The following is a 24794-nucleotide window of genomic DNA, read 5'->3' as shown; positions in this document are numbered from 1 at the left end:
TTCTTTAAATATTCCACTTTAAAACTGTTTTTCCCCATGCGTTAGAAATATCATATTCGAACGCTGTAATGAGGTCTTCTATGGTATTTATTTCAAATTCTTTACCTTTAAGTAATGCTAATTGATTAAGAACTTCAGGATATTTACGATACAATTCAATAGTTTTTTCAAAATCCTTTAAACCACTTCTGCTACTACCAATTATAGTTAAACCTTTTTCTAAAACCATTCTTGTATTCACTTGTATAGACAGTTCGCTCACTCCTAATAAAGCGATACTCCCTTCAGGATTAATAATATTGATAATTTGTTCAATAGCCTGCTGACTTCCTTTACCACCCACACATTCAAATGCATGATCAATTTTGATATGTTGAGGAATATTGTCAATTTGAATGATTTCATCTACAAATGAAAAACGGCTTAATTTATATAATGTTTTTCCAAAAACTATAATTTTAGTAGTAGGATATAGTTTTTTTAGTAAAACTGCAGTGATATATCCTAAATTACCGTCCCCCCATATCCCCAATGATTCAAATTGTGGTATTGCTTTTGCTTTAAAACGATCTATTGCATGAACACTAACTGTAACTAATTCAGTATACGACGCTACACTCAAATCAATTTCTTGTGGTAAAGTGACTACTCTATCAGGTTTCATGACTATATAATCTTGCATAAAACCATCATAACCACTTGACTTAAAATGACTAGAAGTTAAATAATTTTCTGCAATGATATTATGCGATTTAGACGGTGTATTGGGAATCATAACAACTTTAGTTCCATTTTTTAGTCGATGTTCAGAGTCGTATACAATTTCACCTACACTTTCATGAATCAATGACATAGGTAATTTCTTAGATAAAATTTTGCTATCTCTATTTCCACAATAATATCTCAAATCGGCTGCACAAATTGACAAATATAAGGGTCGAACAATAACTTTGCTATTATGATTATGTAAATCAATAGTTTTAAATGTTGCTTCAAATTGTCTTGGACTTACTAATTGATATACTTGATTAATCATTATCAACAGCTCCAGTAATAATTGAATTCGCAACTTTTAAATCATATGGTGTTGTAATTTTTATGTTAAATAACTCTCCTTTGACTAATTTTACTGGCTTACCCAATTCTACGAGTATTTTACACGCGTCAGTTAATATTTCCTTTTGAGATTGAGTTAACGATAAATAGCTATCCTTTAACTCTTTTATTTTAAAAGTTTGAGGCGTCTGTCCTTGATACATCTCACTTCTAATTGGAATCTCAGAAATAAATTGTGCATCATTTGAAGAAATGATAGTATCAACAGCATTAACAACCGTATCTACAGCGCCATATTGACTAGCATATTCCACATTCTCTCTAATAATTCGATTTGTTAGAAATGGTCTAACTGCATCATGGGTAACGATGATATCTTCATCATTTAATTTTTTATGTTGCTCAATGCTTTCTATAATATTCATTATAGTGTGATTTCTGTCGTCGCCGCCTTGTATTACTTTTATTTTCTTATCGTCTAATCGATAATTGTTTAGCAAATCGTGCATATAATTGATCCACTTTTGAGGCGTGGCAATAATGATTTCATCAAAGTCCTTATACATTAAAAATTTTTCTACTGTATGAATAATAATAGGTTTTCCTTGTAATAATAAAAATTGTTTGGGTAATGGAACATTTCCCATTCTAGAACCAATACCACCTGCTAATATACCCGCATAAATCATTTTATCTCTCCTTATTCTTAGTTGTGTAAATAAAAAAAGACAGAAAAAACATACGTTAAAAAAGTTTCTCTGTCTAAATTTAATTGATTTATATTCATTTTATATCAATTGTATTTTACCACACACAACAAAAATATGAAGTGATTAATTAATTAAAAAATATTTTTATATAAACGGATTTTAAAAAAGCAGATCGAAATTTAAAAAATCAATCTGCCAAATAATAAATATACTATAGATGATATTTAATAAATAATTGAAAACTCTATTGTTAATACTTAGGAACTTCTACTCTCCATCCGTATTTATCTTCCAATTTGCCACTTTGAATACCAGTATATGTGTCATATAATTTTTGAGTGATTTTACCAGGTTCATTGTTATTAATAACAATTTCTCTATCTTCATAGCGAAGTGTACCTACAGGAGAGATAACAGCTGCTGTACCTGAACCAAATACTTCTGTAAGTTCACCTTTATCATATGCGTTAAACAGCTCTTCTATAGAAACTCTTCTCTCTTCAACTTCATAACCTAAATCTTCAGCTAATTGAATAATTGACTTTCTAGTAATACCAGGCAAGATACTACCGTTTAATGCTGGCGTAACTACTTTGCCATTTTCTACGAAGAAAATATTCATACTACCAACTTCTTCAACATATTTTTGTTCAACACCATCAAGCCATAATACTTGGTCATAACCTAATTTATTAGCGTTTGTTTGTGCAAGTAAGCTGGCCGCATAGTTACCTGCAACTTTAGCGAAACCTACACCTCCGCGTACTGCACGTACATATTCATCTTCGACATAAATTTTAGTTGACTTTAATGTGTCACCACCATAATAAGCCCCTGACGGAGATAAAATAATTAGTAATTTATATTGATGTGAAGAACGTACACCCAAAATACCTTCAGTAGCAAATACAAAAGGACGAATATATAACGATTGACCTTCGCCTTCAGGTACCCAATCTCGTTCAACGTCGACAAGCTGCTTCAACCCTTCTAATAATGCTTCTTCATCAACTTCTGGCATTTCTAAACGTGCTAAAGAATTATTAATACGTTTAAAGTTTTGATCTGGACGGAATAATACAACTTCGCCATTATGTTTATAGGCTTTAAGGCCTTCAAAAACTGCTTGCCCATAATGTAACCCTTGCGCTGCTGGTGAAATTTCAAATGGTGCGTACGGCACAATCTTCATATCATGCCATCCTTGATCAGCGTCATAATCAACACTTAGCATATAGTCTGTGAAATATTGTCCAAATCCCAAGTTTGCTGTATCAGGCTTTTCTTTTAAAGACTCTCTTTTTTCGAATTTTATTTTTTCTGACATGACTGTTGCCTCCTAATATAATTCCAATTAAATAGATACACTAAATTATATCAATCGTGATTCTACTATTCAATGAATTTTCTAAATATTCAAAATAGATATTCACTTTATTATGTATACAGTATAAGTAAAACACTACATTTATTAAGTTACAAGTTATGTTATTATCAACACTTATTTTTTCGGTAATTAAATTTGTGTTCTAATCGAAAATTAGCTTCTTTAAAAGTAAACTTGGAACTAAGATAGAGTTTTCTTTACCCTATATCCTATCATTCACTTTGACCATTTGAATCTAAAAAAATATCTGTATGAGGGGATATATAAATCGGACAATTTGTGCAATGTAGTTACTCGACAAACTGATTCGAACTTCTCTTGTCATTCAATATTTTGAAGTAGTATCTTTTATTAAAGTTTTAAAAGATAGCTATATACTTTAAAAAGTACGTATGGGCTCAGCATTCTTTTTGTTTTTTCTCAATTGCCTCTAACATCACTTTAGTCATAGTTGGTAAATCATATTTAGGATCAAATCCCCACTCATCCTCAGCACAGCTCGTATCTATACTATCTGGCCAACTTAATGCAATATCTTGACGCTCTAAATCAATGTCATAGTCTAAGGTAAAATCTGGATAGTATACTTGTATAGCTTGTTTTAACATTTCAGGTTCAATACTCATTGCACTTAAGTTATAGCCATTTCTTGTTTTTAATTTAACACTGTCTTCTTCCATTAATTTGATAATCGCATCAATAGCGTCTTCCATGTACATCATATCCATATAAGTGTAACGATTAATATAGCTTGTATAATGTCCTTTTTTAACTGCCTTAAAATACATATCAACTGCATAATCCGTTGTGCCACCGCCAGGTTCTTTAACATGTGAAATTAACCCAGGAAATCTAACGCTACGTGTATCCACTCCAAATTTGACATAATAATACTGACATAATAATTCCCCAGTTACTTTGTTTATACCATACATAGTCGTTGGTTGTTGTATTGTTAATTGAGGTGTATTTACTTTAGGTGTCGAAATACCAAAAGCTCCTATTGAACTTGGCGTAAAAAATTTTAATTGATACCTTCTTGCTGCTTCGAGTGTATTTATAAGTCCCCCCATATTCAAATCCCAGGCAACTAGTGGTTTCTTTTCCGCTGTAGCAGAAAGCAGTGCGGCCATATGCATAAGTGTATCGGCATTGAAATATCTCACTGTTTCAAATAAACGATTTCTATCTGTAACATCTAAGATTTCAAAAGGACCGTCTTTAACTGGAGAGTGTGGTTCTGGCTTTCTTATATCAGTAGCTAATACATTTTCAGTTCCATATCTTTCTCTACACTTAATAACTAATTCAGTACCAATTTGACCGAGTGCTCCAGTGATTATTATTTTTTTCATAAACTAATCTCCTTATATTAAAATATAAAACACAGCCTTTGTAGAATGAACAATCCTTTTACTTAAATAAAATATAATAATATGACGGTAATTTCTTTATAAAATATGTCCTTTATTTGTAAAGTCACGCGTGCGTTAGTCTGACGTTTGTCTGAGGGTACAGTGACTGACGACTAAAAAGGTGGATTTGAACTTTGTTAGTAACATACGATAAAATACATACTAAAAGAATTGAATGATAGAGAGGATTTGTATTGTAGATGAAAAGAAGCTCATACATACGTCATCAATCAAATTTAATTATATCTATGATTATTTTCGTTATTTTTATAATTGTAGATATCAATGTACTTATTTATAAACATCAAGTTGCACCTTTGCTATTATCAAGTATCAGTTTAATTATTTTTATCATGTTATTTGTAGTTGCATTGTTCAAATGTATAACTAATTATAAACATCAATCTTAGATAAAAGTAATTGCCCTATCGTCAGATAAAAAATAAATAGAGCAGTTACGACTCTACCTGCTCTATTTTCACTAACATTGATTTAACCTAAGATTGTATTAATTTTTTATAAAAATATTGTGCCACAATGATATCCACAATTGCTAGACCGACCGATTTAAAGACTGTCACTTCTTCTTCAGTTTCGCGACCCACTTTTTCACCAGAAATAATGTCGCCTAATTCACTATGTAGCATATTTTTAGTTAATATTCCTTCTGATTGAGGAATTTTTAAATCACCTGTTTCTTCTAAAGCTGCTTCCATAGATTCAACAACAATTTTATTAGCAACAAGCATTGTTTCTGAAGGTATTTCTTGCATATCTGGTTTAAAGGATCCGACTGCATTTAAATGCACGCCTGGATGTAAAGAATGGGTATAAACGGGCTGACTTGCATTTGTTGCTGTAACTACAATATCTGCACTGTCTATCGCTTCATCTGCCGATTTAAATACACTCACTTTAATATTAAATCGATTTCGTATATTTTGAGCAAAATTTTCTGCTTTTTCAAACGTTCTACTAGCGATGTGAATGTTTTCAATATCCCTAACAGCAAGTATCGCTTCAATCAGACCTTCAGCTTGTACACCTGCCCCTATTACACTAAGTGTTTTAGCGTTTTCTTTTGCTAGATATTTAGTAGCTACACCTGAAATTGCACCTGTTCTTACTTTAGTAAGAAAACCACCATCTAATATAGACAATGTTTCTCCTGTTTCATAGTCACTTAAAATAACCGATCCAGTAATAGTCGCTTTCTCTTTTTTTGAATTTTCAGGTGCAAATGAGACTGTTTTAAGTCCAACGATATTTAATTCATCGGATAATGCTGGCATCACTAAATAACGATTTTGCTCATTAAATGGCAAAACATATCTTAATGGTGTTATCGTCTTATTCTCTGAAAAAGCTTGCAAAGCTTTTTCTACTTCTAAAATGACTTCATTCATGTTTAATAATTGAGCTTGTGTTTGCTCATCTATATATTTCATTATTATGAATCCTCCTACGCTTTTAATATATTATATAGGATTATTTAGATGATTAACTTTTTCTCAAAGTGTAATATAACCAGATGTTGTTAAATCATAATTCTCTATTAAAATTCTTTTGCTATAAATAAACTTAAAAGTCTAAGCTCCCATCTCAAATAATATTGACTTTAAAAAGCTCCATTTTGCTAATCATTTTAAAAATAAAAATCATATATTTAGCTTTATCACAATATCTTCTTAATAATCATGATTATTTTGTATTAGGTATATGATATCGATGAACAGGTTTACCATTTTTTTTAATATAGGATTCAATTTGATATCCACCACATTTCTTCATCACTGTTTGAGAAGCAAAATTAAGTGGATTACATGTCATAAGTACGACCTCTACATTTAATGTCTTAAGTTCATCTAAAGCCTTTTCTAGAAGGATAGTAGCGTAACCTTTCCCTCTATAAGATTTAGCTACACCGTATCCCACATGACCACCAATATTTGATAGTTTATCATTTAATTGATGTCTGATATCAACAGCACCTATAATAATTGAATCTTTAAAATAAAATAGTGTTGTAGTCGGTACAAAGCCCTCATCAACTTCACTAGAATTAAGCCGATCAACCATATTGTTAAATGAATTATAATTGGCAATGTCTGTATTCCCTGGTATCACTTTTTCCTCATTTTCATACCACTCTTGAATATAATAATAGTATGCCTCTTTATCTTGATAGGTTATTGGTCTGATTTCTTCCACTTAAATACCCCATATCTTATATTATTGATAACTATATTTTAATGTGACTAAGTATGAACATCAAAAATTATAACAAACTGTCTCATCATAATTTTCTTACTTTTTAATTTTTCCCACTCCTAATAAGCTATAATTACTAATTCTAATATTCCTTTAGCAAGATGTTCATATTATATTAAAATGTCTCATAGCAATTAAATTCTTAGAAATACGACTAATTCACATCACTTCTTAGTATTTTAGTATTCTACATATTTTTGAATACTTTTACATAAACATTATCTTTTATTGTAACAGTTGATAACAAAAACTTTATGGATGATTTATTCTTATTAATTTAAGTGTGGTTTTATGATTTGTGTTGTATTTTTATGAGGGCTATCCCTTTATATTTAATCATTTTAATGTTTCCAAATGTTATGAGATAGTGTGAAAAAATGTTAGATATCGTATTAACAAAACAAAGTCTATTTAAGCTAAAATAATAATGATATACTAATATCAATAATTAAGATGGAAGAAGTGATACATGTGTTTGATTGGTTTCAATTAGCAAGTAATAAAGAAAAGAGAATGGTGCAATTACGACGATATTTGCATCAATACCCAGAACTTTCTTTTGAGGAAAAACGCACGCATGATTTTATTGTAAATCAATTGAGCCAATTAGCATGCACAATAGAAACACCAGTTGGACGTAATGGAATAAAAGCAACTTTTAAAGGATCTGATTCAAATGGCCCAACGATTGCATTGCGAGCAGATTTCGATGCATTACCTGTTCAAGAATTAAATGATGTACCCTATCGTTCAAAAAATAAAGGGTGCATGCATGCTTGTGGACATGATGGCCATACAGCTATTTTACTTGGAGTAGCTGAAATTGTTCACGAACATCGTCATTTATTGAAAGGTAATGTTGTTTTTATATTCCAGTATGGTGAGGAAATTATGCCAGGTGGTTCTCAAGAAATGATTGATGATGGCTGTCTACAGAACGTCGATAAAATTTATGGCACACACTTATGGAGTGGTTATCCGTCTGGGACAATCTATTCTAGGCCTGGAGCAATAATGGCTTCACCAGATGAATTTAGTGTAACTATATATGGAAAGGGTGGTCATGGTGCGAAACCACACGAAACAATCGACCCTATTGTCATTATGGCTGAGTTTATTTTAAGTGCCCAAAAAATTATTTCTCGAACAATTGATCCAGTAAAGGAAGCTGTTCTTACTTTCGGAATGATTCAAGCAGGATCAACAGATAGTGTTATTCCAGATACAGCTTTTTGTAAAGGGACTGTACGTACTTTTGACACAAAATTACAAAGTCATGTTCAAAATAAAATGGATAAGCTCTTACAAGGTTTATCTTTATCAAACGATATTACTTATGAATTGGAATACATTAAAGGTTATTTACCAGTACACAATCATCAACAATCATATGATGTAGTCAAACAAGCTGCTAATGATTTACATTTAAGATTTAATGAGTCAGACTTAATGATGATTGGTGAGGATTTTTCACATTATCTTAAAGTACGACCTGGTGCATTCTTCTTAACTGGTTGTGGTAATAAAGACAAAGGCATTACTGCACCCCATCATAATCCTCATTTTGACATTGATGAATCTTCATTAAAATATGCAGCCAGTGAATTTTTAAAAATATTAGAAATTGAAAATGTTTTTTAATAAGAGGATAACTAAGTATATTAAATCATTTAAATAAAATAGCATAATGAACAATGAATGAATTATATTCAGATATATAACAAAAAAGACTCCCTAATGGGAGTCTTTTTTGATGAATAATATATTATTCAAAGATTTCAGTTACAACGCCTGATCCAACAGTACGTCCACCTTCACGAATTGAGAAACGAGTTCCGTCTTCGATAGCGATTGGAGCGATTAATTCAACTGTCATTTCAACGTTGTCGCCAGGCATAACCATTTCTGTACCTTCTGGTAAGTTTACAACACCAGTTACGTCAGTAGTACGGAAATAGAATTGTGGGCGATAGTTAGTGAAGAATGGAGTGTGACGTCCACCTTCATCTTTAGATAATACGTATACTTCAGCTTTGAATTTTGTGTGTGGTGTAATAGAACCAGGAGCAGCTAATACTTGACCACGTTGTACGTCTTCACGTGCAACACCACGTAATAAAGCACCGATGTTGTCACCAGCTTCAGCGTAGTCTAATAACTTACGGAACATTTCTACACCAGTAACAGTTGTTTTAGAAGTTTCATGCATACCGATGATTTCAACTTCTTCACCAACTTTGATTTGACCACGTTCAACACGGCCTGTAGCAACAGTACCACGACCAGTGATTGAGAATACGTCCTCAACTGGCATCATGAATGGTTTGTCAGAATCACGTTCTGGAGTTGGAATGTAATCATCAACTGCTTGCATTAAGTCTAAGATTTTTTGTTCGTATTCAGCATCGCCTTCTAATGCTTTTAATGCAGAACCAGCGATTACAGGTACATCGTCACCTGGGAAGTCATATTCGCTTAATAAGTCACGAACTTCCATTTCAACTAATTCTAATAATTCTTCGTCGTCTACCATGTCAACTTTGTTTAAGAATACAACTAATGCTGGTACACCAACGTTACGTGATAATAAGATGTGTTCACGAGTTTGTGGCATTGGACCGTCAGCAGCAGATACAACTAAGATACCGCCGTCCATTTGAGCTGCACCAGTGATCATGTTTTTAACATAGTCAGCGTGTCCTGGGCAGTCAACGTGAGCATAGTGACGTTTGTCAGTTTGGTATTCGATATGTGCAGTATTGATTGTAATACCACGTTCTTTTTCTTCTGGAGCGTTGTCAATCATATCGTATGATTGTGCAACAGTGTCACCATTTTTAGCTAATACAGTTGCGATAGCAGCTGTTAAAGTTGTTTTACCATGGTCAACGTGACCGATAGTACCAATATTGGCATGTTCTTTTGAGCGATCAAATTTTTCTTTTGCCATTATTAAATCTCTCCTATTCTTAATAAAAGTTATTTCAAATTTATCTCTCATGATAGTTTCTCACCATCATGAGAAGAAAATTGATTGAGTATAGCATAAAAGAATTTATAATTCTTTTATAATGCATTTACCCCTAAAAATCAAATCATAAAAATGTCAGCTTATAAATAAGCTCAACCTGTATTTTAACCTAGCTTAGCTAGTCTTAACAAGTTATATTATTCACCTTTATTTTTCTTGATGATTTCTTCAGCAATTGATTTAGGAACTTCTGCATAGTGGTCAAAGTACATTGTGTAAGTACCGCGACCTTGCGTGTTAGAACGTAATGAAGTTGCATAACCAAACATTTCTGAAAGTGGTACATATGCGTTAACAACTTGAGCATTACCACGTGGTTCCATACCGTCTACACGTCCACGACGAGCAGTTACGTCACCCATGATATCACCCATATACTCTTCAGGCATTTCGATAGTAACTTTCATCATTGGTTCTAAGATAACTGGATCACATTTTTTAGCAGCTTCTTTAAGCGCTAATGAAGCAGCAATTTTGAAGGCCATTTCAGATGAATCGACATCATGATAAGAACCATCAAATAATTTAGCTTTAACATCAATTAATGGATAACCAGCTAAGACACCATTTTCCATAGCATCTTTAAGACCTTGTTCAACTGATGGAATGTATTCACGAGGAACTACACCACCAACAATAGCGTTTTCGAATTCGAAACCGCCACCTGTTTCGTTAGGAGTGAATTCAATGTGAACATCACCATATTGACCACGACCACCAGATTGACGTGAGAATTTACCTTGAACTTGTGCAGGTTGTTTAAATGTTTCACGATAAGAAACCATTGGAGCACCTACGTTACATTCAACGTTGAATTCTTTCTTCATACGGTCAACTAAAATATCTAAGTGTAATTCACCCATACCACCGATGATAACTTGTCCAGTTTCTTCATCTGTGTGTGCATGGAATGTTGGGTCTTCTTCTTGTAATTTAACTAAAGCTTGAGTCATTTTATCTTGGTCAGCTTTAGATTTTGGTTCAACTGATAAGTGGATAACTGGTTCTGGGAATTCCATTGATTCCAAGATAATGTCATTTTTCTCTCCACATAAAGTATCACCAGTACCTGTTTCTTTAAGGCCAACTGCAGCTGCAATTTCACCTGAGTAAACAGTGTCAATTTCTTGACGTGAGTTCGCATGCATTTGTAATAAACGTCCAACACGTTCACGTTTATCTTTAGAAGAGTTCTTCACATATGACCCTGAAGACAATGTTCCAGAGTATACACGGAAGAATGTTAATTTACCAACATAAGGGTCAGTCATAACTTTAAATGCTAAAGCAGCAAATTCTGCTGAATCATCTGGTTTAGCAACAACTTCTTCATCAGGGTTGTTCGCACGATGACCAATAATTGGTTTAACATCTAATGGTGAAGGTAAATAATCAATTACTGCGTTAAGCATTAATTGAACACCTTTGTTTTTGAACGCTGTACCACAAAGTACTGGGTAGAATTCTACGTCAGTAGTAGCTTGGCGGATAGCATCTTTTAATTCATCAACTGAAATCTCTTCATCCCCAAGATATTTCTCCATTAAATCGTCGTTGTTTTCAGCAACAGCTTCAATTAATTGAGCACGAGCTTCTTCAGCTCTCTCTTTATGATCTTCTGGGATTTCGATTTCATCGATTTCTGTACCTAGGTCATTTGTATATTTAAAGCATTTCATTTCTACTAAGTCAATGATTGCTTCAAATTCATCTTCTGCACCAATAGGTAATTGGATAGGTGCTGCATTTGCTTGTAAACGATCATGTAAAGTGCTTACTGAATATTCAAAGTTCGCACCTAATTTGTCCATTTTGTTTACAAAAACAATACGAGGTACACCATAAGTTGTTGCTTGACGCCAAACTGTTTCAGTTTGAGGTTCTACCCCTGATTGTGCATCAAGTACAGTAACGGCACCATCAAGTACACGTAATGAACGTTCAACTTCAACTGTGAAGTCTACGTGTCCAGGAGTATCGATGATGTTTACACGGTGACCTTGCCATTGTGCAGTTGTAGCCGCAGATGTGATAGTAATACCACGGTCTTGCTCTTGTTCCATCCAGTCCATTTGTGAAGCACCTTCATGTGTTTCACCAATTTTATGGATACGACCTGTGTAGTAAAGAATACGTTCAGTCGTAGTTGTCTTACCAGCATCAATGTGAGCCATGATACCGATATTACGAGTATTTTTCAAAGAAAAGTCTCTTGCCATGTATTTTTTCTCCTTCCAGTATTTACTGAATAAGTACTATAGATATGGCGATGCCCTAAGCATGAGCCATTTATTGGTAAACCACATAACGGAACACACTCAGGGTAATAGCTTTAATCTTACCAGCGGTAGTGAGCAAATGCTTTGTTCGCTTCAGCCATTTTGTGAGTGTCTTCACGTTTTTTGACTGCACCACCTGTATTATTTGCAGCATCTAAGATTTCGTTAGCTAAACGATCTTCCATAGTTTTTTCACCACGAAGACGCGCATAGTTTACTAACCAACGTAATCCAAGAGTAGTACGACGTTCTGGGCGCACCTCAACTGGTACTTGGTAGTTAGAACCACCTACACGACGAGCTTTAACTTCTAATACTGGCATAATATTATTAATTGCTTCTTCGAACACTTCTAATGCATCACGACCACTACGTTGTTCAACAAGATCAAATGCAGAATAAAGAATTCTTTGAGCTGTTCCACGTTTACCGTCTAACATAATTTTGTTAATTAATTTAGTAACTAACTTAGAGTTATGAATTGGATCTGGTAATACATCTCTTTTAGGTACTGATCCTTTACGAGGCATAATCTAAATCCTCCCTTCCTATTATAGTATATTATTAAAAGATATATTTAAAATTTACGTAATCTTAAACTTAATTTTTTGGTTTTTTAGTTCCGTATAATGAACGTCCTTGTCTACGTCCATCAACACCTGAAGTATCAAGTGCACCACGTACGATATGGTAACGCACACCAGGTAAGTCTTTCACTCGTCCACCACGAACAAGTACAACACTGTGTTCTTGTAAGTTGTGTCCGATACCAGGAATGTATGCGTTAACTTCAATGTTATTTGATAAACGCACACGTGCATATTTACGTAACGCAGAGTTAGGTTTTTTAGGTGTCATTGTACCTACACGAGTACATACACCACGTTTTTGAGGTGAGTTTAAGTTAGTAAATTGTTTCTTTTTACTATTGAAACCTCTGTTTAAAGCTGGTGAATCTGATTGTTTCGTTTTGCTTTTTCTTGGTTTACGTACTAATTGGTTAATAGTTGGCATTGAATATGTCCTCCTCTCTTCGTTTTTTAATCCCACACATCCAGGTGGTTCATTTTAAGGTTAAATAAAATTTAGTAAGTAAAACACTTACTAATTCTCACTTATTAATGCAACTATTGTCGCATTAACATTAATACCTACATATTTTCCTAACGCATGTTGGCTAGAAAAAAATGAGACTGGTATGTTTTTATGATTGATATAGCTTAACACGCGAGTTAGTAAATGAACTTCAACGTCTTGAGCAATAATCAATGATGTAACTTGATCTTTCTTTAACGCTTTAAGCGTTTCTTTAAGACCAACTACATATTGTTGTTTGTTAAAGCGTGCAACTTTTTCATTAGACATCTACATATCCTCCAAAGTTCTGCTTGCATCAACCTTTAATATATTAACATTATTTGTTACTAATAGTCAACAACTTATATTTGCATTTATAAATAAAATACAAAGCACTTCAAAATTTCATAGTAATTATTACAACATCTATAATTTATAGCAAAAAGAAGAGAGTGGGACATAAATTAAGCTAAACGCATCGTCCCACTCTTGAATGATATCTCTAGCACAAATATTTTCGTCTGAAAATCTCTGTACTAGAATTTTATGGTTCATAATTTTCGGTCTAATGTATGATTTGTGATAATGTCATAAATCAAAGTCTAATTAGACTCATTAATCTATCGTTTCAACTTCTTCACTTGTTTCTGTTACTGGTGCAGTAGCTTTATCGTATTGAATATCACTATAACGTCTCATACCAGTACCAGCAGGAATTAACTTACCAATAATAACATTCTCTTTAAGACCAAGTAAATCATCACGTTTACCTTTAATAGCTGCATCAGTAAGCACACGTGTTGTTTCTTGGAATGAAGCTGCTGATAAGAAGCTTTCAGTTTCCAGAGAAGCTTTAGTAATACCAAGTAATACTGGTTTAGCTGTAGCTGGACGTTTACGATGTTTGAATGCATCTCTGTTAGCGTCAGTAAAGTTATGAATATCAACTAGTGAACCTGGTAATAATTTAGTGTCACCAGCTTCAATGATGCGAACTTTACGTAACATTTGTCTTACCATAACTTCAACGTGTTTGTCGTCAATTTCAACACCTTGCATACGGTAAACTTTTTGTACTTCTTTTAATAAGTAACTTTCAGTTGCATTTAGGCCTGCTACAGATAAATAGTTTTTAGGTTCAATTGAACCTTCTGTTAGAACTTCACCACGTTCAACAGATTGACCTATTTCAACTTTAAGTCTTGAAGTACCTGATGCTAGATAAGATCTAGTTTCATTAGCACCTTTAACAATTATTTCTTGTTGGCGATCTTTTGCTAATTTAATATCATCAATTACACCTTCGATTTCAGTAATCACAGCTTGACCTTTTGGATTACGTGCCTCAAAGATTTCTTGGATACGAGGAAGACCTTGAGTGATGTCACTTCCTGCTACACCACCAGTGTGGAATGTACGCATTGTAAGTTGGGTACCTGGTTCACCGATAGATTGAGCGGCAATTGTACCAACTGCTTCACCCACTTCAACTTTTTCACCAGTAGCAAGGTTTTTACCATAACATTTTTCACATACACCATGACGTGTGTTACATGTAAATGCTGAGCGTATATACATTTGCTCAATACCTGCATCAGTGATTTGTTTTGCAATATCTGGTGTAATTAATTCGTCTGGGCGAATAATTACTTCGTCTGTTTCAGGATGTCGAATTGTTTCTTTAGAATAACGACCTTCGATACGTTCGATAAATGGTTCAATCATTTCAGTTCCTTCTTTTATATCAGAAACTAATAAACCACGGTCTGTACCACAATCTTCTTCACGAACGATAACATCTTGTGCTACATCAACAAGACGACGAGTAAGGTAACCAGAATCAGCTGTTTTAAGTGCTGTATCGGCAAGACCTTTACGCGCACCGTGTGTAGAAATAAAGTATTCTAATACCGTTAAACCTTCACGGAATGAAGATGTGATTGGTAATTCAATAATCTTACCAGATGGTGCTGCCATTAATCCACGCATACCAGCTAATTGAGTGAAGTTTGATGCATTACCACGGGCACCAGAATCACTCATCATAAATATTGGGTTAGTTTTTTCAAGAGACTGCATTAATTCGCCTTGAATTTGGTCTTTTGCGTCAGTCCAAATTTCTACAACAGCATTGTAACGCTCGTCTTCAGTGATTAAACCACGATTATACTGTTTAGTCACACGTTCAACTAATTTTTCATGTTCATCTAAAATGTCTTGTTTATCTGGAAGTACAACAATGTCAGAAACACCAACAGTAATACCAGCTTTAGATGAGAATTTGAATCCTAAATCTTTCATTCTATCAAGCATCATTGAAGTATCAGTAATGCTAAATCTATTGAATACTTCTGCGATGATATTTCCTAAGAACTTTTTGTTGAAAGGTTCAATAAGTTCTGTATTATCAAAGTATTCTTTTAGTCCACCTTCACCTAATTGTGTAGGATCAACAAAGTATTTATCAGGTGTCGTTCTTTCTAGATTAGCTTGACTTGGTTCATTAATGTATGCAAATGAATCAGGAATAATTTCATTGAAAATAATTTTACCTACTGAAGTAGCTAAAATTTTGCTATTTTGCTCATCAGTAAACGTTGGATTATTAAATGAATTAGCATGAACACCTATACGAGTGTGTAGATGTACATAACCATTTGCATAAGCTTTTAAAACCTCATTAGTATCGTTAAAGATTGCACCAGTATTCACGGCATCTTTTCGCTCTAATGTTAGGTAATAGTTACCTAAAACCATATCTTGTGATGGTGTTACAACTGGCTTACCATCTTTAGGGTTTAGGATGTTTTGTGCTGCAAGCATAAGCATACGTGCTTCAGCTTGAGCTTCTTTTGATAATGGAACGTGAACAGCCATTTGGTCACCATCAAAGTCTGCATTATAAGCAGTTGTAACAAGAGGGTGAAGGCGAATTGCACGACCTTCTACTAGAGTAGGTTCAAATGCCTGAATACCTAGTCTGTGTAGTGTTGGAGCACGGTTTAATAGTACTGGATGTTCAGTTATAACATCTTCAAGCACATCCCAAACTTCATCGTCCATACGTTCAATTTTACTTTTAGCATTTTTAATGTTTGTAGCAATCTCACGTTGAACTAACTCTTTCATAACGAATGGTTTAAATAATTCAAGCGCCATTTCTTTTGGTAAACCACATTGATACATTTTCAAGCTTGGTCCAACTGCGATAACTGAACGCCCTGAATAGTCAACACGTTTACCTAGTAAGTTTTGACGGAAACGTCCTTGCTTACCTTTAAGCATATGTGAAAGAGATTTCAATGGACGGTTACCTGGTCCCGTTACAGGGCGACCACGACGACCATTGTCAATTAAAGCATCGACTGCTTCTTGTAACATACGTTTTTCATTTTGAACAATGATGCCTGGTGCTCCAAGGTCTAATAAACGTTTTAAACGGTTGTTACGATTGATAACACGACGATACAAGTCATTTAAATCACTTGTAGCGAAACGTCCACCGTCTAATTGAACCATCGGACGAATTTCAGGTGGTATAATAGGTAATACATCTAAAATCATCCAAGAAGGATTATTCCCAGAATTTCTAAATGACTCAACTACCTCTAAACGTTTAATCGCACGTGTTAATCTTTGACCTGTTGCAGATTCAAGCTCATCACGTAACTCTTTTAATTCTTCATCTAAATCAATTTCTTCTAATAGGTCTTTTATACCTTCTGCACCCATTTTGGCAACAAATTGATTTGGGTATTTATCATAATATTCTCTGAATTCAGCTTCAGATAATAATGTTTTCTTTTCAAGTCCAGTTGGTCCTGGATCAACTACAACATATGAAGCGAAGTATATTACTTCTTCTAATGCTCTAGGAGACATATCTAATAATAGCCCCATACGACTTGGAATTCCTTTGAAATACCAAATGTGAGATACGGGTGCTGCTAATTCAATATGACCCATTCTTTCACGACGCACTTTTGATTTCGTTACTTCAACGCCACATCTATCACATACCATACCTTTGTAGCGTACACGTTTGTACTTACCACAACTACATTCCCAATCTTTAGTAGGTCCGAAAATTCTTTCACAGAATAGACCATCTTTTTCAGGCTTAAGTGTACGGTAATTTATTGTTTCAGGTTTCTTAACTTCACCATAAGACCAAGAGCGAATTTTTTCAGGTGAAGCCAATCCTATTTTCATATAATGGAAATTATTTACATCAATCAAGGAGCCTACCTCCTTCAATTTAGATTAGCTGTGCTATTTGATTGATTACATTCATTGAAATTAAATACCTTAAAGAGGTTGAAATGACTAGCATTTCATACCTCTATGGTTTCAGTTATCTTAAGTGCTTATTAATCGGTAGTTTCTTTTTGTGATTCTGGAGCACTCTTTTGTTGTAAATCTACTTTGCGTTCTGCTGCATCTTCGTCATCAACATCGGCCATTTCGATTTCATTATCATGCTCATCCATCACTTTAACATCTAGACCTAAACTTTGTAGTTCTTTCATCAATACTCGGAATGATTCTGGAACACTAGGTCTAGAAATATTCTCACCTTTAACTATAGACTCGTAAGTTTTAACACGACCTACAGTATCATCAGATTTATAAGTTAAGATTTCTTGTAAAGTATAAGCAGCACCATAAGCTTCAAGTGCCCATACCTCCATCTCACCGAAACGTTGACCACCAAATTGTGCTTTACCACCTAATGGTTGTTGTGTAACAAGTGAGTATGGTCCAGTAGAACGTGCATGTAACTTATCATCTACCATGTGTGCAAGTTTAAGCATATACATGACACCAACTGAAATACGATTATCGAAAGGTTCACCAGTTCGTCCATCGTATAGGACAGTTTTACCATCACGCGCCATTCCAGCTTCTTCGATAGTTGACCAAACGTCATCATCGTTGGCACCATCAAACACTGGAGAAGCAACGTGGATTCCTAAGTTTTTAGCTGCCATACCTAAATGTAATTCTAATACTTGTCCAATGTTCATACGTGATGGTACACCTAATGGGTTTAACATAATGTCGATTGGTCGACCATCTGGTAAATATGGCATATCTTCTTCTGGAACAATCTTAGAAATAACACCTTTGTTACCGTGACGACCACACATTTTGTCACCAACATGTATTTTACGTTTTTGGACAATATATACACGTACTAATTGGTTAACTCCAGGAGATAAAGTATCGTCTCCTTCTTCACGATTAAAGACTTTAACATCTAAAACGATACCGCCAGCACCATGAGGTACACGTAATGATGTATCACGAACCTCACGTGCTTTTTCACCAAAGATAGCGTGTAATAATCTCTCTTCAGCTGTTAATTCTGTTACACCTTTAGGCGTTACTTTACCTACTAAGATGTCACCGTCTTTAACCTCTGCACCAACGTAAACGATACCACGATCATCTAAGTTCTTAAGTGCACTTTCAGATACGTTTGGAATATCACGTGTGATTTCCTCAGGTCCTAATTTCGTATCACGAGCTTCTGACTCATACTCTTCAATATGAATAGATGTATATACATCATCTTTAACTAGTCGTTCACTCATAATTACAGCATCCTCATAGTTGTAACCGTCCCATGTCATGAAACCAACAACTACATTTCGTCCTAATGCCATTTCTCCTAATTCCATTGAAGGACCGTCCGCTAAAATCTCATTATATTCAACAACATCTCCAATTGATACAATCGGACGTTGGTTATAACAAGTACCAGAGTTTGAACGCTTGAATTTCGCTAAAGGATAACGATCTAATTCACCTTCATGCTCAGTTCCATTTTCTTCAACTAAACGACGAACTAAAATTTCATTAGATTCAACATGTTCAACGCGCCCTCTATGCTTAGCAGTGATTGCAGCACCAGAGTCTCTTGCGGCTACATGTTCCATACCTGTACCCACAAATGGAGCTTCAGGATTCATTAAAGGCACTGCTTGACGTTGCATGTTTGCTCCCATTAACGCACGGTTAGAGTCGTCATTTTCTAAGAATGGAATACATGCTGTTGCTGCTGAAACAACTTGTTTTGGTGAAACGTCCATGTAATCCATTTTCTCTTTAGCCATAACAGTGTTATTACCACGGAAACGACAAACAACTTCATCATCTAAGAAACGTCCATTTTCATCAAGTCTAGAATTAGCCTGTGCAACAACGTAGCTATCCTCTTCATCAGCTGTCAAATAATCTATTTGATCGGTGATTGAGTTTGTATCTAAATCCACTTTACGATATGGCGTTTCAATAAAACCAAATTCATTCACTCTAGCATAACTTGACAATGAGTTTATTAAACCAATATTAGGACCCTCAGGTGTTTCAATTGGACACATACGCCCATAGTGAGAGTAGTGAACGTCACGCACTTCCATTTGAGCACGTTCACGTGTTAATCCACCAGGCCCTAAAGCAGATAAACGACGTTTGTGCGTTAACTCTGCTAACGGGTTAGCTTGGTCCATGAATTGAGATAATTGTGAACTACCAAAGAATTCTTTGATTGATGCAATAACTGGTCTGATATTAATCAGTTGTTGTGGCGTAATAGAATCTGTATCTTGTATTGACATTCTTTCACGAACAACACGTTCCATTCTTGATAAACCGATACGGAATTGATTTTGTAATAGCTCGCCGACAGAACGTAAACGACGATTACCTAAATGATCAATATCATCTGTATAACCAATGCCATTCAATAAGTTGAAGAAATAACTCATTGAGGCAACAATATCTGCTGGAGTAATACATTTAACTTCAGAATCAGGTAGTGCATTACCAATGACAGTAGTCGTACAACCTTCTTCATCGTTAGGCACATATACTTTAATAGATTGGATTTCTACAGGTTCGTCAATTACGCTACCTTCAAGTTCAAATACTTCGCTATTAGCGTTTGTTTCTAATACGTCCATGATTTCGTCAAGTTTACGACGATCTAAAACTGTTCCTTCGTCAACGACAATTTCACCAGTTTCACTGTTAACAATTGGCTCTGCTAATTTTTGATTGAACAAACGATGTTTTAGGTGTAATTTTTTGTTCGCTTTATAACGACCTACACTAGCTAAATCATAACGTTTAGGGTCGAAGAAACGAGAATATAATAAACTTTTAGCATTTTCTACTGTTGGTGGTTCGCCAGGACGTAAACGTTCATAAATCTCTAATAAAGCTTGTTCTGTATTTTCTGTCCCATCTTTTTCTAATGTATTACGTAAATACTCGCTGTCTCCTAATAAGTCAACAATTTCTTGATCAGTTGAGAAACCTAGCGCACGTAGTAATACAGTCAATGGTAATTTACGTGTTCTATCGATACGAACATATACAACATCTTTAGCATCTGTCTCATACTCTAACCAAGCACCACGGTTAGGAATGATTGTTGCATCATAGTTTTCACGTCCATTTTTATCGATTTTCTCGTTAAAATACACGGATGGTGAGCGAACTAATTGAGATACGATAACACGTTCAGCACCATTAATTACGAACGTACCTGTATCTGTCATCAGTGGAAAATCACCCATGAAGACTTCTTGTTCTTTAACTTCACCAGTTTCTTTAATAATAAGACGCACTTTCACACGAAGAGGTGCTGCATAAGTAGCGTCACGGTTTTTTGATTCTTCTAAATCATATTTAGGTTCACCTAATCTGTAATCTACAAATTCTAAAGATAGGTTGCCAGTGAAATCTTCAATTGGAGAAATATCTCTGAACATTTCTAATAAACCTTCTTTAAGGAACCAATCATAAGATTTTGTTTGAATTTCTATTAAGTTTGGTAATTCTAATACTTCTGAAATTCTCGCGTAATTTCTACGTTTACGATGTCTTCCATATTGGACAACTTGACCTGCCAAACAGATTCACCCCTCAAAAATTGTGTGTTCACCCTTACTTTTCAATTGAATATAATAAATAATATAAAAGACAAAAAGAAAACGGCAACACATATGATGACACCATTTTCGATTTCTATTTACACTTAATTAATTTATCCATTTTACGTAAAAGTACACACTTATTGAACATAAATTTTTACATTTTATAACTATATCAGAATACCATTTCGAAATCAACCTTTTATACTTTTCAAAATATAATATCCTTTACTCTTAGCTATAATTTCTACATTGCCAAATAGTTCTTCTATTTTCTTTTTAGCTGAAGGCATACCTTGCTTTTTTTGAATGACGACATAAAGTTCACCTGTAGTCTTGAGTCTGTCAAACGCTTGTTCAAAGATTCGATGAACAATGTCCTTACCAGCTCTAATAGGGGGATTAGTTAAAATGTAATCAAAGCACTGATGATTGACAGCAGATAAACAATTACTTTCCATAATCGTTACATTATCCACTTGATTTTTCGTCTTATTCATTTCTGCCAACGCCAAGGCTCTATTGTTAATATCCAACATTGTAATCTGATGGTGTGGAGATGCTTTTCCTATTGCTAAACCGATAGGACCATATCCACATCCTACATCCGCAATGGTTTTACTTGGACCTGGAGGATGTTCTTTTAAAAATGTTTTAATTAGTAAGTCTGATCCAAAATCCACACTATCTTTTGAAAACACTCCAGCGTCAGTAGTAAGTTCTAGTTGCACCTTTTTTATTTGATAACTAATTCTTTTTGGGTTACTTTTAACATCAGGTTGCTCATCGTAATAATGACTCATTTCTTCACCTCTATTTTTATCATTCAATCCAAAAGCATTTAGTATGCTTGTATTAATTAATTGAAAAACCCCGTTATAAGAATAACGGGGTTTTAACTTCTCAAAGAATTCAGGTTGCATTTGCATTGAAATCTATATTAAATAGGTTAAACATACATTTTCAACCTAACTATTTAATTAGAAAGTAGAAACTATTTTAATTCTACGCTAGCTCCAACTTCTTCTAATTGTTCTTTAAGTTTTTCAGCATCTTCTTTAGGCATAGCTTCTTTAATTACTTTAGGAGCTCCGTCTACTAATTCTTTAGCATCTTTTAATCCTAAGCCAGTTGCTTCTTTAACTGCTTTAACAACTTTAATTTTTGAAGATCCAGCTGAAGTTAATTCAACATCAAATTCAGTTTTTTCAGCTGCATCATCTCCGCCACCAGCTGCACCTGCTGCTGCTACTGGAGCTGCTGCAGTTACACCAAATTCTTCTTCAATTGCTTTTACTAAATCGTTTAATTCTAATACTGACATTTCTTTAATTGCTTCAATGATTTGTTCTTGATTAGCCATTTTATATTTCCTCCATTAATTTAATTTTTATGCGCAATTATTCAGCGCTTTCTTCTTTTTGTTCTCCAACAGCTTTAACTGCATAAGCGAAGTTGCGTACAGGTGCTTGTAATACAGATAAAAGCATAGATACAAGACCATCGTGTGAAGGTAATGAACCAACTGTTTTAACTTCTTCAGCAGAGATAACGTTACCTTCCATAACGCCTGTTTTAACTTCTAAAGCTTCATGTTCTTTTGCAAATCCCGCAATAACTTTTGCTGGTGCAACAACATCTTCAGTAGAAGTTGCGATTGCTGTAGGACCTGTTAAGAATTCATCCAAGCCTTCGATACCTGCTTGTTCAGCAGCACGACGAACCATAGTGTTTTTGTATACTTTATACTCAACACCAGCTTCACGTAATTGTGAACGTAATTCAGTAACTTCTGCTACAGTTAAACCACGGTAGTCAACGATAACTGTTGAAACTGAATTTTTAAGTTGTTCAGCGATAGTATCGACTTGTTGTTTTTTTGCTTCAATGATAGCAGACATTCAGACACCTCCATTTAAATTTATTGGGTGCTTTTTTTAATCACAATAAAAAAAGCACTTTCTACCCACGGCAAAAAGTGCTTGAAAGATCATTAATCATCACGTTCAAGTCAATTTTAGCCTCGGTAGGATATTGTTTTAAGTTATTAATAACTCCTACTGTCTTAGGTAAAATAATCACAAGTATTAATATAACTGCTTTAGTATAAAAAGTCAACAAAAAATTACAGACTAAAATTGATAGTTAGCCTGTAATTTGTTTTCTATTTAAAATTTATAGTTTGAAAGATGAAGTATCGACTTTCACTCCAGGACCCATTGTTGTTGTAACAGCAACAGATTTGAAGTAAGTACCCTTAGCAGAAGCTGGTTTAGCTTTCGCTAATACATCTTGTAAAGTTCTGAAGTTATCAACTAATTTTTCTTCATCGAATGACACTTTACCAATTGACGCATGTACAATACCTGCTTTTTCAGCACGATATTCTACCTTACCAGCTTTGATTTCTTCAACTGCTTTTTTAACATCCATTGTTACAGTGCCAGTTTTAGGGTTAGGCATTAAACCTTTAGGTCCTAATACTCGACCAAGTTTACCAACTTCACCCATCATGTCAGGTGTAGCTACAACTACGTCGAAATCAAACCAACCTTGTTGGATTTTTTGTACGTAATCTGCTTCACCTACATAATCTGCACCTGCTTCTTCAGCTTCAGTGATTTTATCGCCTTTAGCGAAAACGAGTACACGTTGTGATTTACCAGTACCGTGTGGTAATACTACTGCACCACGGATTTGTTGGTCATTTTTACGTGTATCAATTCCTAAACGGAATGCAACTTCAACAGAAGCATCGAAATTAGCAACGCTAGTTTCTTTAGCTAATTTGATTGCTTCTTCAACACTATAGTATTGAGTGCGGTCAACTTTACTAGCTGCTTCTTGATACTTTTTACCTTTTTTAGCCATTTATAGTTCCTCCTTTAGTGGTTTTAGCGGAATTTCCTCCCACATTCACTTGCGCCTTGCAAGTTAAGAGCAGATAACAGAGATGAACGTTAACATCACTACTTTGCAATGTTAGCAAACCAATAGACAATATTCATTGTATACCTATCTGTTACCTGCTTTTTATCGTCTAAATTAAGTTTATTTCAAATTAATTTAAAAAGTTTCGCTTTATTATTGTACAGTGATACCCATGCTACGTGCAGTACCTTCAATAATACGCATTGCCGCTTCTTCGTCTGCAGCATTTAAGTCTTGCATTTTTGTTTGAGCAATTTCGCGTACTTGATCTTTAGTTACTGTTGCAACTTTAGTTTTATTAGGTTCCCCAGAACCTTTTTCAACACCAGCTGCTTTTTTAAGTAGTACTGGAGCCGGCGGAGTTTTTGTAATGAATGTAAATGAACGGTCTTCATAAACACTGATTTCTACCGGAATGATTAAACCTGCTTGTTCTTGCGTACGAGCATTGAATTCTTTACAGAATCCCATAATGTTCACACCTGCTTGACCTAATGCTGGACCAACTGGTGGTGCTGGATTCGCTTTACCTGCAGGAATTTGCAATTTAACTACTTTTTCTACTTTTTTAGCCACGATGTGCACCTCCTTGATATCGTGATGTGGTCACAGGGCTTAGTTTTGCCCTCCCACTCTTAAACATTTCGTGACGAAATGAGCGCTATAAAAGCGCGACCACATTATTTTAACACTT

20 protein-coding genes and 1 other annotated feature are annotated in these 24794 nt (G+C 34.5%); of the genes, 2 read left to right on the top strand and 18 right to left on the bottom strand.

What is annotated here, in order from left to right; genetic code table 11:
- Positions 1 to 4: 4 nt before the first annotated feature.
- The 4 genes from HMPREF3241_RS00200 to HMPREF3241_RS00185 all read right to left on the bottom strand — a co-directional run bounded on the left by HMPREF3241_RS00200 (position 5) and on the right by HMPREF3241_RS00185 (position 4508).
- Positions 5 to 1036 carry an alcohol dehydrogenase catalytic domain-containing protein gene (locus HMPREF3241_RS00200; RefSeq protein ID WP_002445745.1) on the bottom strand — a complete coding sequence of 344 codons (1032 nt, stop codon included), beginning with the start codon at positions 1034 to 1036 and terminating at the stop codon, positions 5 to 7.
- On the bottom strand, positions 1029 to 1745 hold the full coding sequence (locus tag HMPREF3241_RS00195; protein ID WP_002445744.1) for an IspD/TarI family cytidylyltransferase: 717 nt from the start codon (positions 1743 to 1745) through the stop codon (positions 1029 to 1031). The genes HMPREF3241_RS00200 and HMPREF3241_RS00195 overlap by 8 nt, the downstream gene beginning before the upstream one ends.
- A gap of 271 nt (positions 1746 to 2016) precedes the next feature.
- Positions 2017 to 3093, bottom strand: coding sequence for a branched-chain amino acid aminotransferase (locus HMPREF3241_RS00190; protein ID WP_002445743.1), 1077 nt, complete (start codon positions 3091 to 3093; stop codon positions 2017 to 2019).
- A gap of 458 nt (positions 3094 to 3551) precedes the next feature.
- Positions 3552 to 4508 carry an NAD-dependent epimerase/dehydratase family protein gene (locus HMPREF3241_RS00185; protein WP_002445742.1) on the bottom strand — a complete coding sequence of 319 codons (957 nt, stop codon included), beginning with the start codon at positions 4506 to 4508 and terminating at the stop codon, positions 3552 to 3554.
- Positions 4509 to 4768: 260 nt separating this feature from the next.
- Here HMPREF3241_RS00185 and HMPREF3241_RS00180 point away from each other — a divergent pair, with 260 nt between their 5' ends.
- On the top strand, positions 4769 to 4978 hold the full coding sequence (locus tag HMPREF3241_RS00180; RefSeq protein ID WP_002475516.1) for a hypothetical protein: 210 nt from the start codon (positions 4769 to 4771) through the stop codon (positions 4976 to 4978).
- Between the two features lie 87 nt (positions 4979 to 5065).
- On the opposite strand, the gene HMPREF3241_RS00175 is transcribed toward HMPREF3241_RS00180, so the two are convergent.
- Both HMPREF3241_RS00175 and HMPREF3241_RS00170 read right to left on the bottom strand, forming a co-directional pair.
- Positions 5066 to 6016, bottom strand: coding sequence for an ornithine cyclodeaminase family protein (locus HMPREF3241_RS00175; RefSeq protein ID WP_002475595.1), 951 nt, complete (start codon positions 6014 to 6016; stop codon positions 5066 to 5068).
- Between the two features lie 253 nt (positions 6017 to 6269).
- Positions 6270 to 6779, bottom strand: coding sequence for a GNAT family N-acetyltransferase (locus HMPREF3241_RS00170; RefSeq protein ID WP_002445738.1), 510 nt, complete (start codon positions 6777 to 6779; stop codon positions 6270 to 6272).
- A 531-nt stretch (positions 6780 to 7310) separates the two neighbouring features.
- Here HMPREF3241_RS00170 and HMPREF3241_RS00165 point away from each other — a divergent pair.
- Positions 7311 to 8480: a M20 family metallopeptidase gene (locus HMPREF3241_RS00165; RefSeq protein WP_002494717.1), complete on the top strand. Its 1170-nt coding sequence runs from the start codon at positions 7311 to 7313 to the stop codon at positions 8478 to 8480.
- Positions 8481 to 8604: 124 nt separating this feature from the next.
- Here the strand turns inward: HMPREF3241_RS00165 and tuf are convergent, their stop codons facing one another.
- The 12 genes from tuf to rplK all read right to left on the bottom strand — a co-directional run bounded on the left by tuf (position 8605) and on the right by rplK (position 24676).
- Positions 8605 to 9789 carry an elongation factor Tu gene (tuf, locus tag HMPREF3241_RS00160; protein WP_001832289.1) on the bottom strand — a complete coding sequence of 395 codons (1185 nt, stop codon included), beginning with the start codon at positions 9787 to 9789 and terminating at the stop codon, positions 8605 to 8607.
- Between the two features lie 218 nt (positions 9790 to 10007).
- Positions 10008 to 12089, bottom strand: coding sequence for an elongation factor G (gene fusA / locus HMPREF3241_RS00155; RefSeq protein WP_001832287.1), 2082 nt, complete (start codon positions 12087 to 12089; stop codon positions 10008 to 10010).
- Positions 12090 to 12208: 119 nt separating this feature from the next.
- Positions 12209 to 12679 (bottom strand): 30S ribosomal protein S7, encoded by a 471-nt coding sequence (gene rpsG, locus HMPREF3241_RS00150; protein WP_001137495.1) that lies wholly within the window; start codon positions 12677 to 12679, stop codon positions 12209 to 12211.
- A 70-nt stretch (positions 12680 to 12749) separates the two neighbouring features.
- Positions 12750 to 13163, bottom strand: coding sequence for a 30S ribosomal protein S12 (rpsL, locus tag HMPREF3241_RS00145; RefSeq protein WP_001833079.1), 414 nt, complete (start codon positions 13161 to 13163; stop codon positions 12750 to 12752).
- Positions 13164 to 13253: 90 nt separating this feature from the next.
- A complete protein-coding gene (locus HMPREF3241_RS00140; RefSeq protein ID WP_002475490.1) occupies positions 13254 to 13514 on the bottom strand; it encodes a ribosomal L7Ae/L30e/S12e/Gadd45 family protein in 261 nt (86 codons plus the stop codon).
- Between the two features lie 327 nt (positions 13515 to 13841).
- A complete protein-coding gene (gene rpoC, locus HMPREF3241_RS00135) occupies positions 13842 to 17438 on the bottom strand; it encodes a DNA-directed RNA polymerase subunit beta' (RefSeq protein ID WP_161801161.1) in 3597 nt (1198 codons plus the stop codon).
- Between the two features lie 158 nt (positions 17439 to 17596).
- Positions 17597 to 21148 carry a DNA-directed RNA polymerase subunit beta gene (rpoB, locus tag HMPREF3241_RS00130; RefSeq protein ID WP_049371030.1) on the bottom strand — a complete coding sequence of 1184 codons (3552 nt, stop codon included), beginning with the start codon at positions 21146 to 21148 and terminating at the stop codon, positions 17597 to 17599.
- Between the two features lie 215 nt (positions 21149 to 21363).
- A complete protein-coding gene (locus HMPREF3241_RS00125) occupies positions 21364 to 21972 on the bottom strand; it encodes a class I SAM-dependent methyltransferase (RefSeq protein ID WP_002505637.1) in 609 nt (202 codons plus the stop codon).
- 191 nt (positions 21973 to 22163) lie between these two features.
- Positions 22164 to 22532 (bottom strand): 50S ribosomal protein L7/L12, encoded by a 369-nt coding sequence (rplL, locus tag HMPREF3241_RS00120; RefSeq protein ID WP_002491456.1) that lies wholly within the window; start codon positions 22530 to 22532, stop codon positions 22164 to 22166.
- A 37-nt stretch (positions 22533 to 22569) separates the two neighbouring features.
- Positions 22570 to 23070 (bottom strand): 50S ribosomal protein L10, encoded by a 501-nt coding sequence (rplJ, locus tag HMPREF3241_RS00115; protein WP_001832306.1) that lies wholly within the window; start codon positions 23068 to 23070, stop codon positions 22570 to 22572.
- A 39-nt stretch (positions 23071 to 23109) separates the two neighbouring features.
- Positions 23110 to 23257, bottom strand: a sequence feature (ribosomal protein L10 leader region).
- An 87-nt stretch (positions 23258 to 23344) separates the two neighbouring features.
- A complete protein-coding gene (rplA, locus tag HMPREF3241_RS00110; RefSeq protein ID WP_001832314.1) occupies positions 23345 to 24040 on the bottom strand; it encodes a 50S ribosomal protein L1 in 696 nt (231 codons plus the stop codon).
- A 213-nt stretch (positions 24041 to 24253) separates the two neighbouring features.
- The gene (gene rplK, locus HMPREF3241_RS00105; protein ID WP_001832298.1) at positions 24254 to 24676 is read right to left on the bottom strand and encodes a 50S ribosomal protein L11; all 423 of its coding nucleotides are present in this window, start codon (positions 24674 to 24676) and stop codon (positions 24254 to 24256) included.
- Between the last annotated feature and the right edge of the window lie 118 nt (positions 24677 to 24794).

Origin of the sequence: Staphylococcus sp. HMSC34G04 (assembly GCF_001838765.1) — a bacterium.
Lineage (GTDB): Bacteria > Bacillota > Bacilli > Staphylococcales > Staphylococcaceae > Staphylococcus > Staphylococcus epidermidis.
Note: the sequence above shows the minus strand (reverse complement) of the source record. Positions and strands in the feature narration are given on the sequence as shown.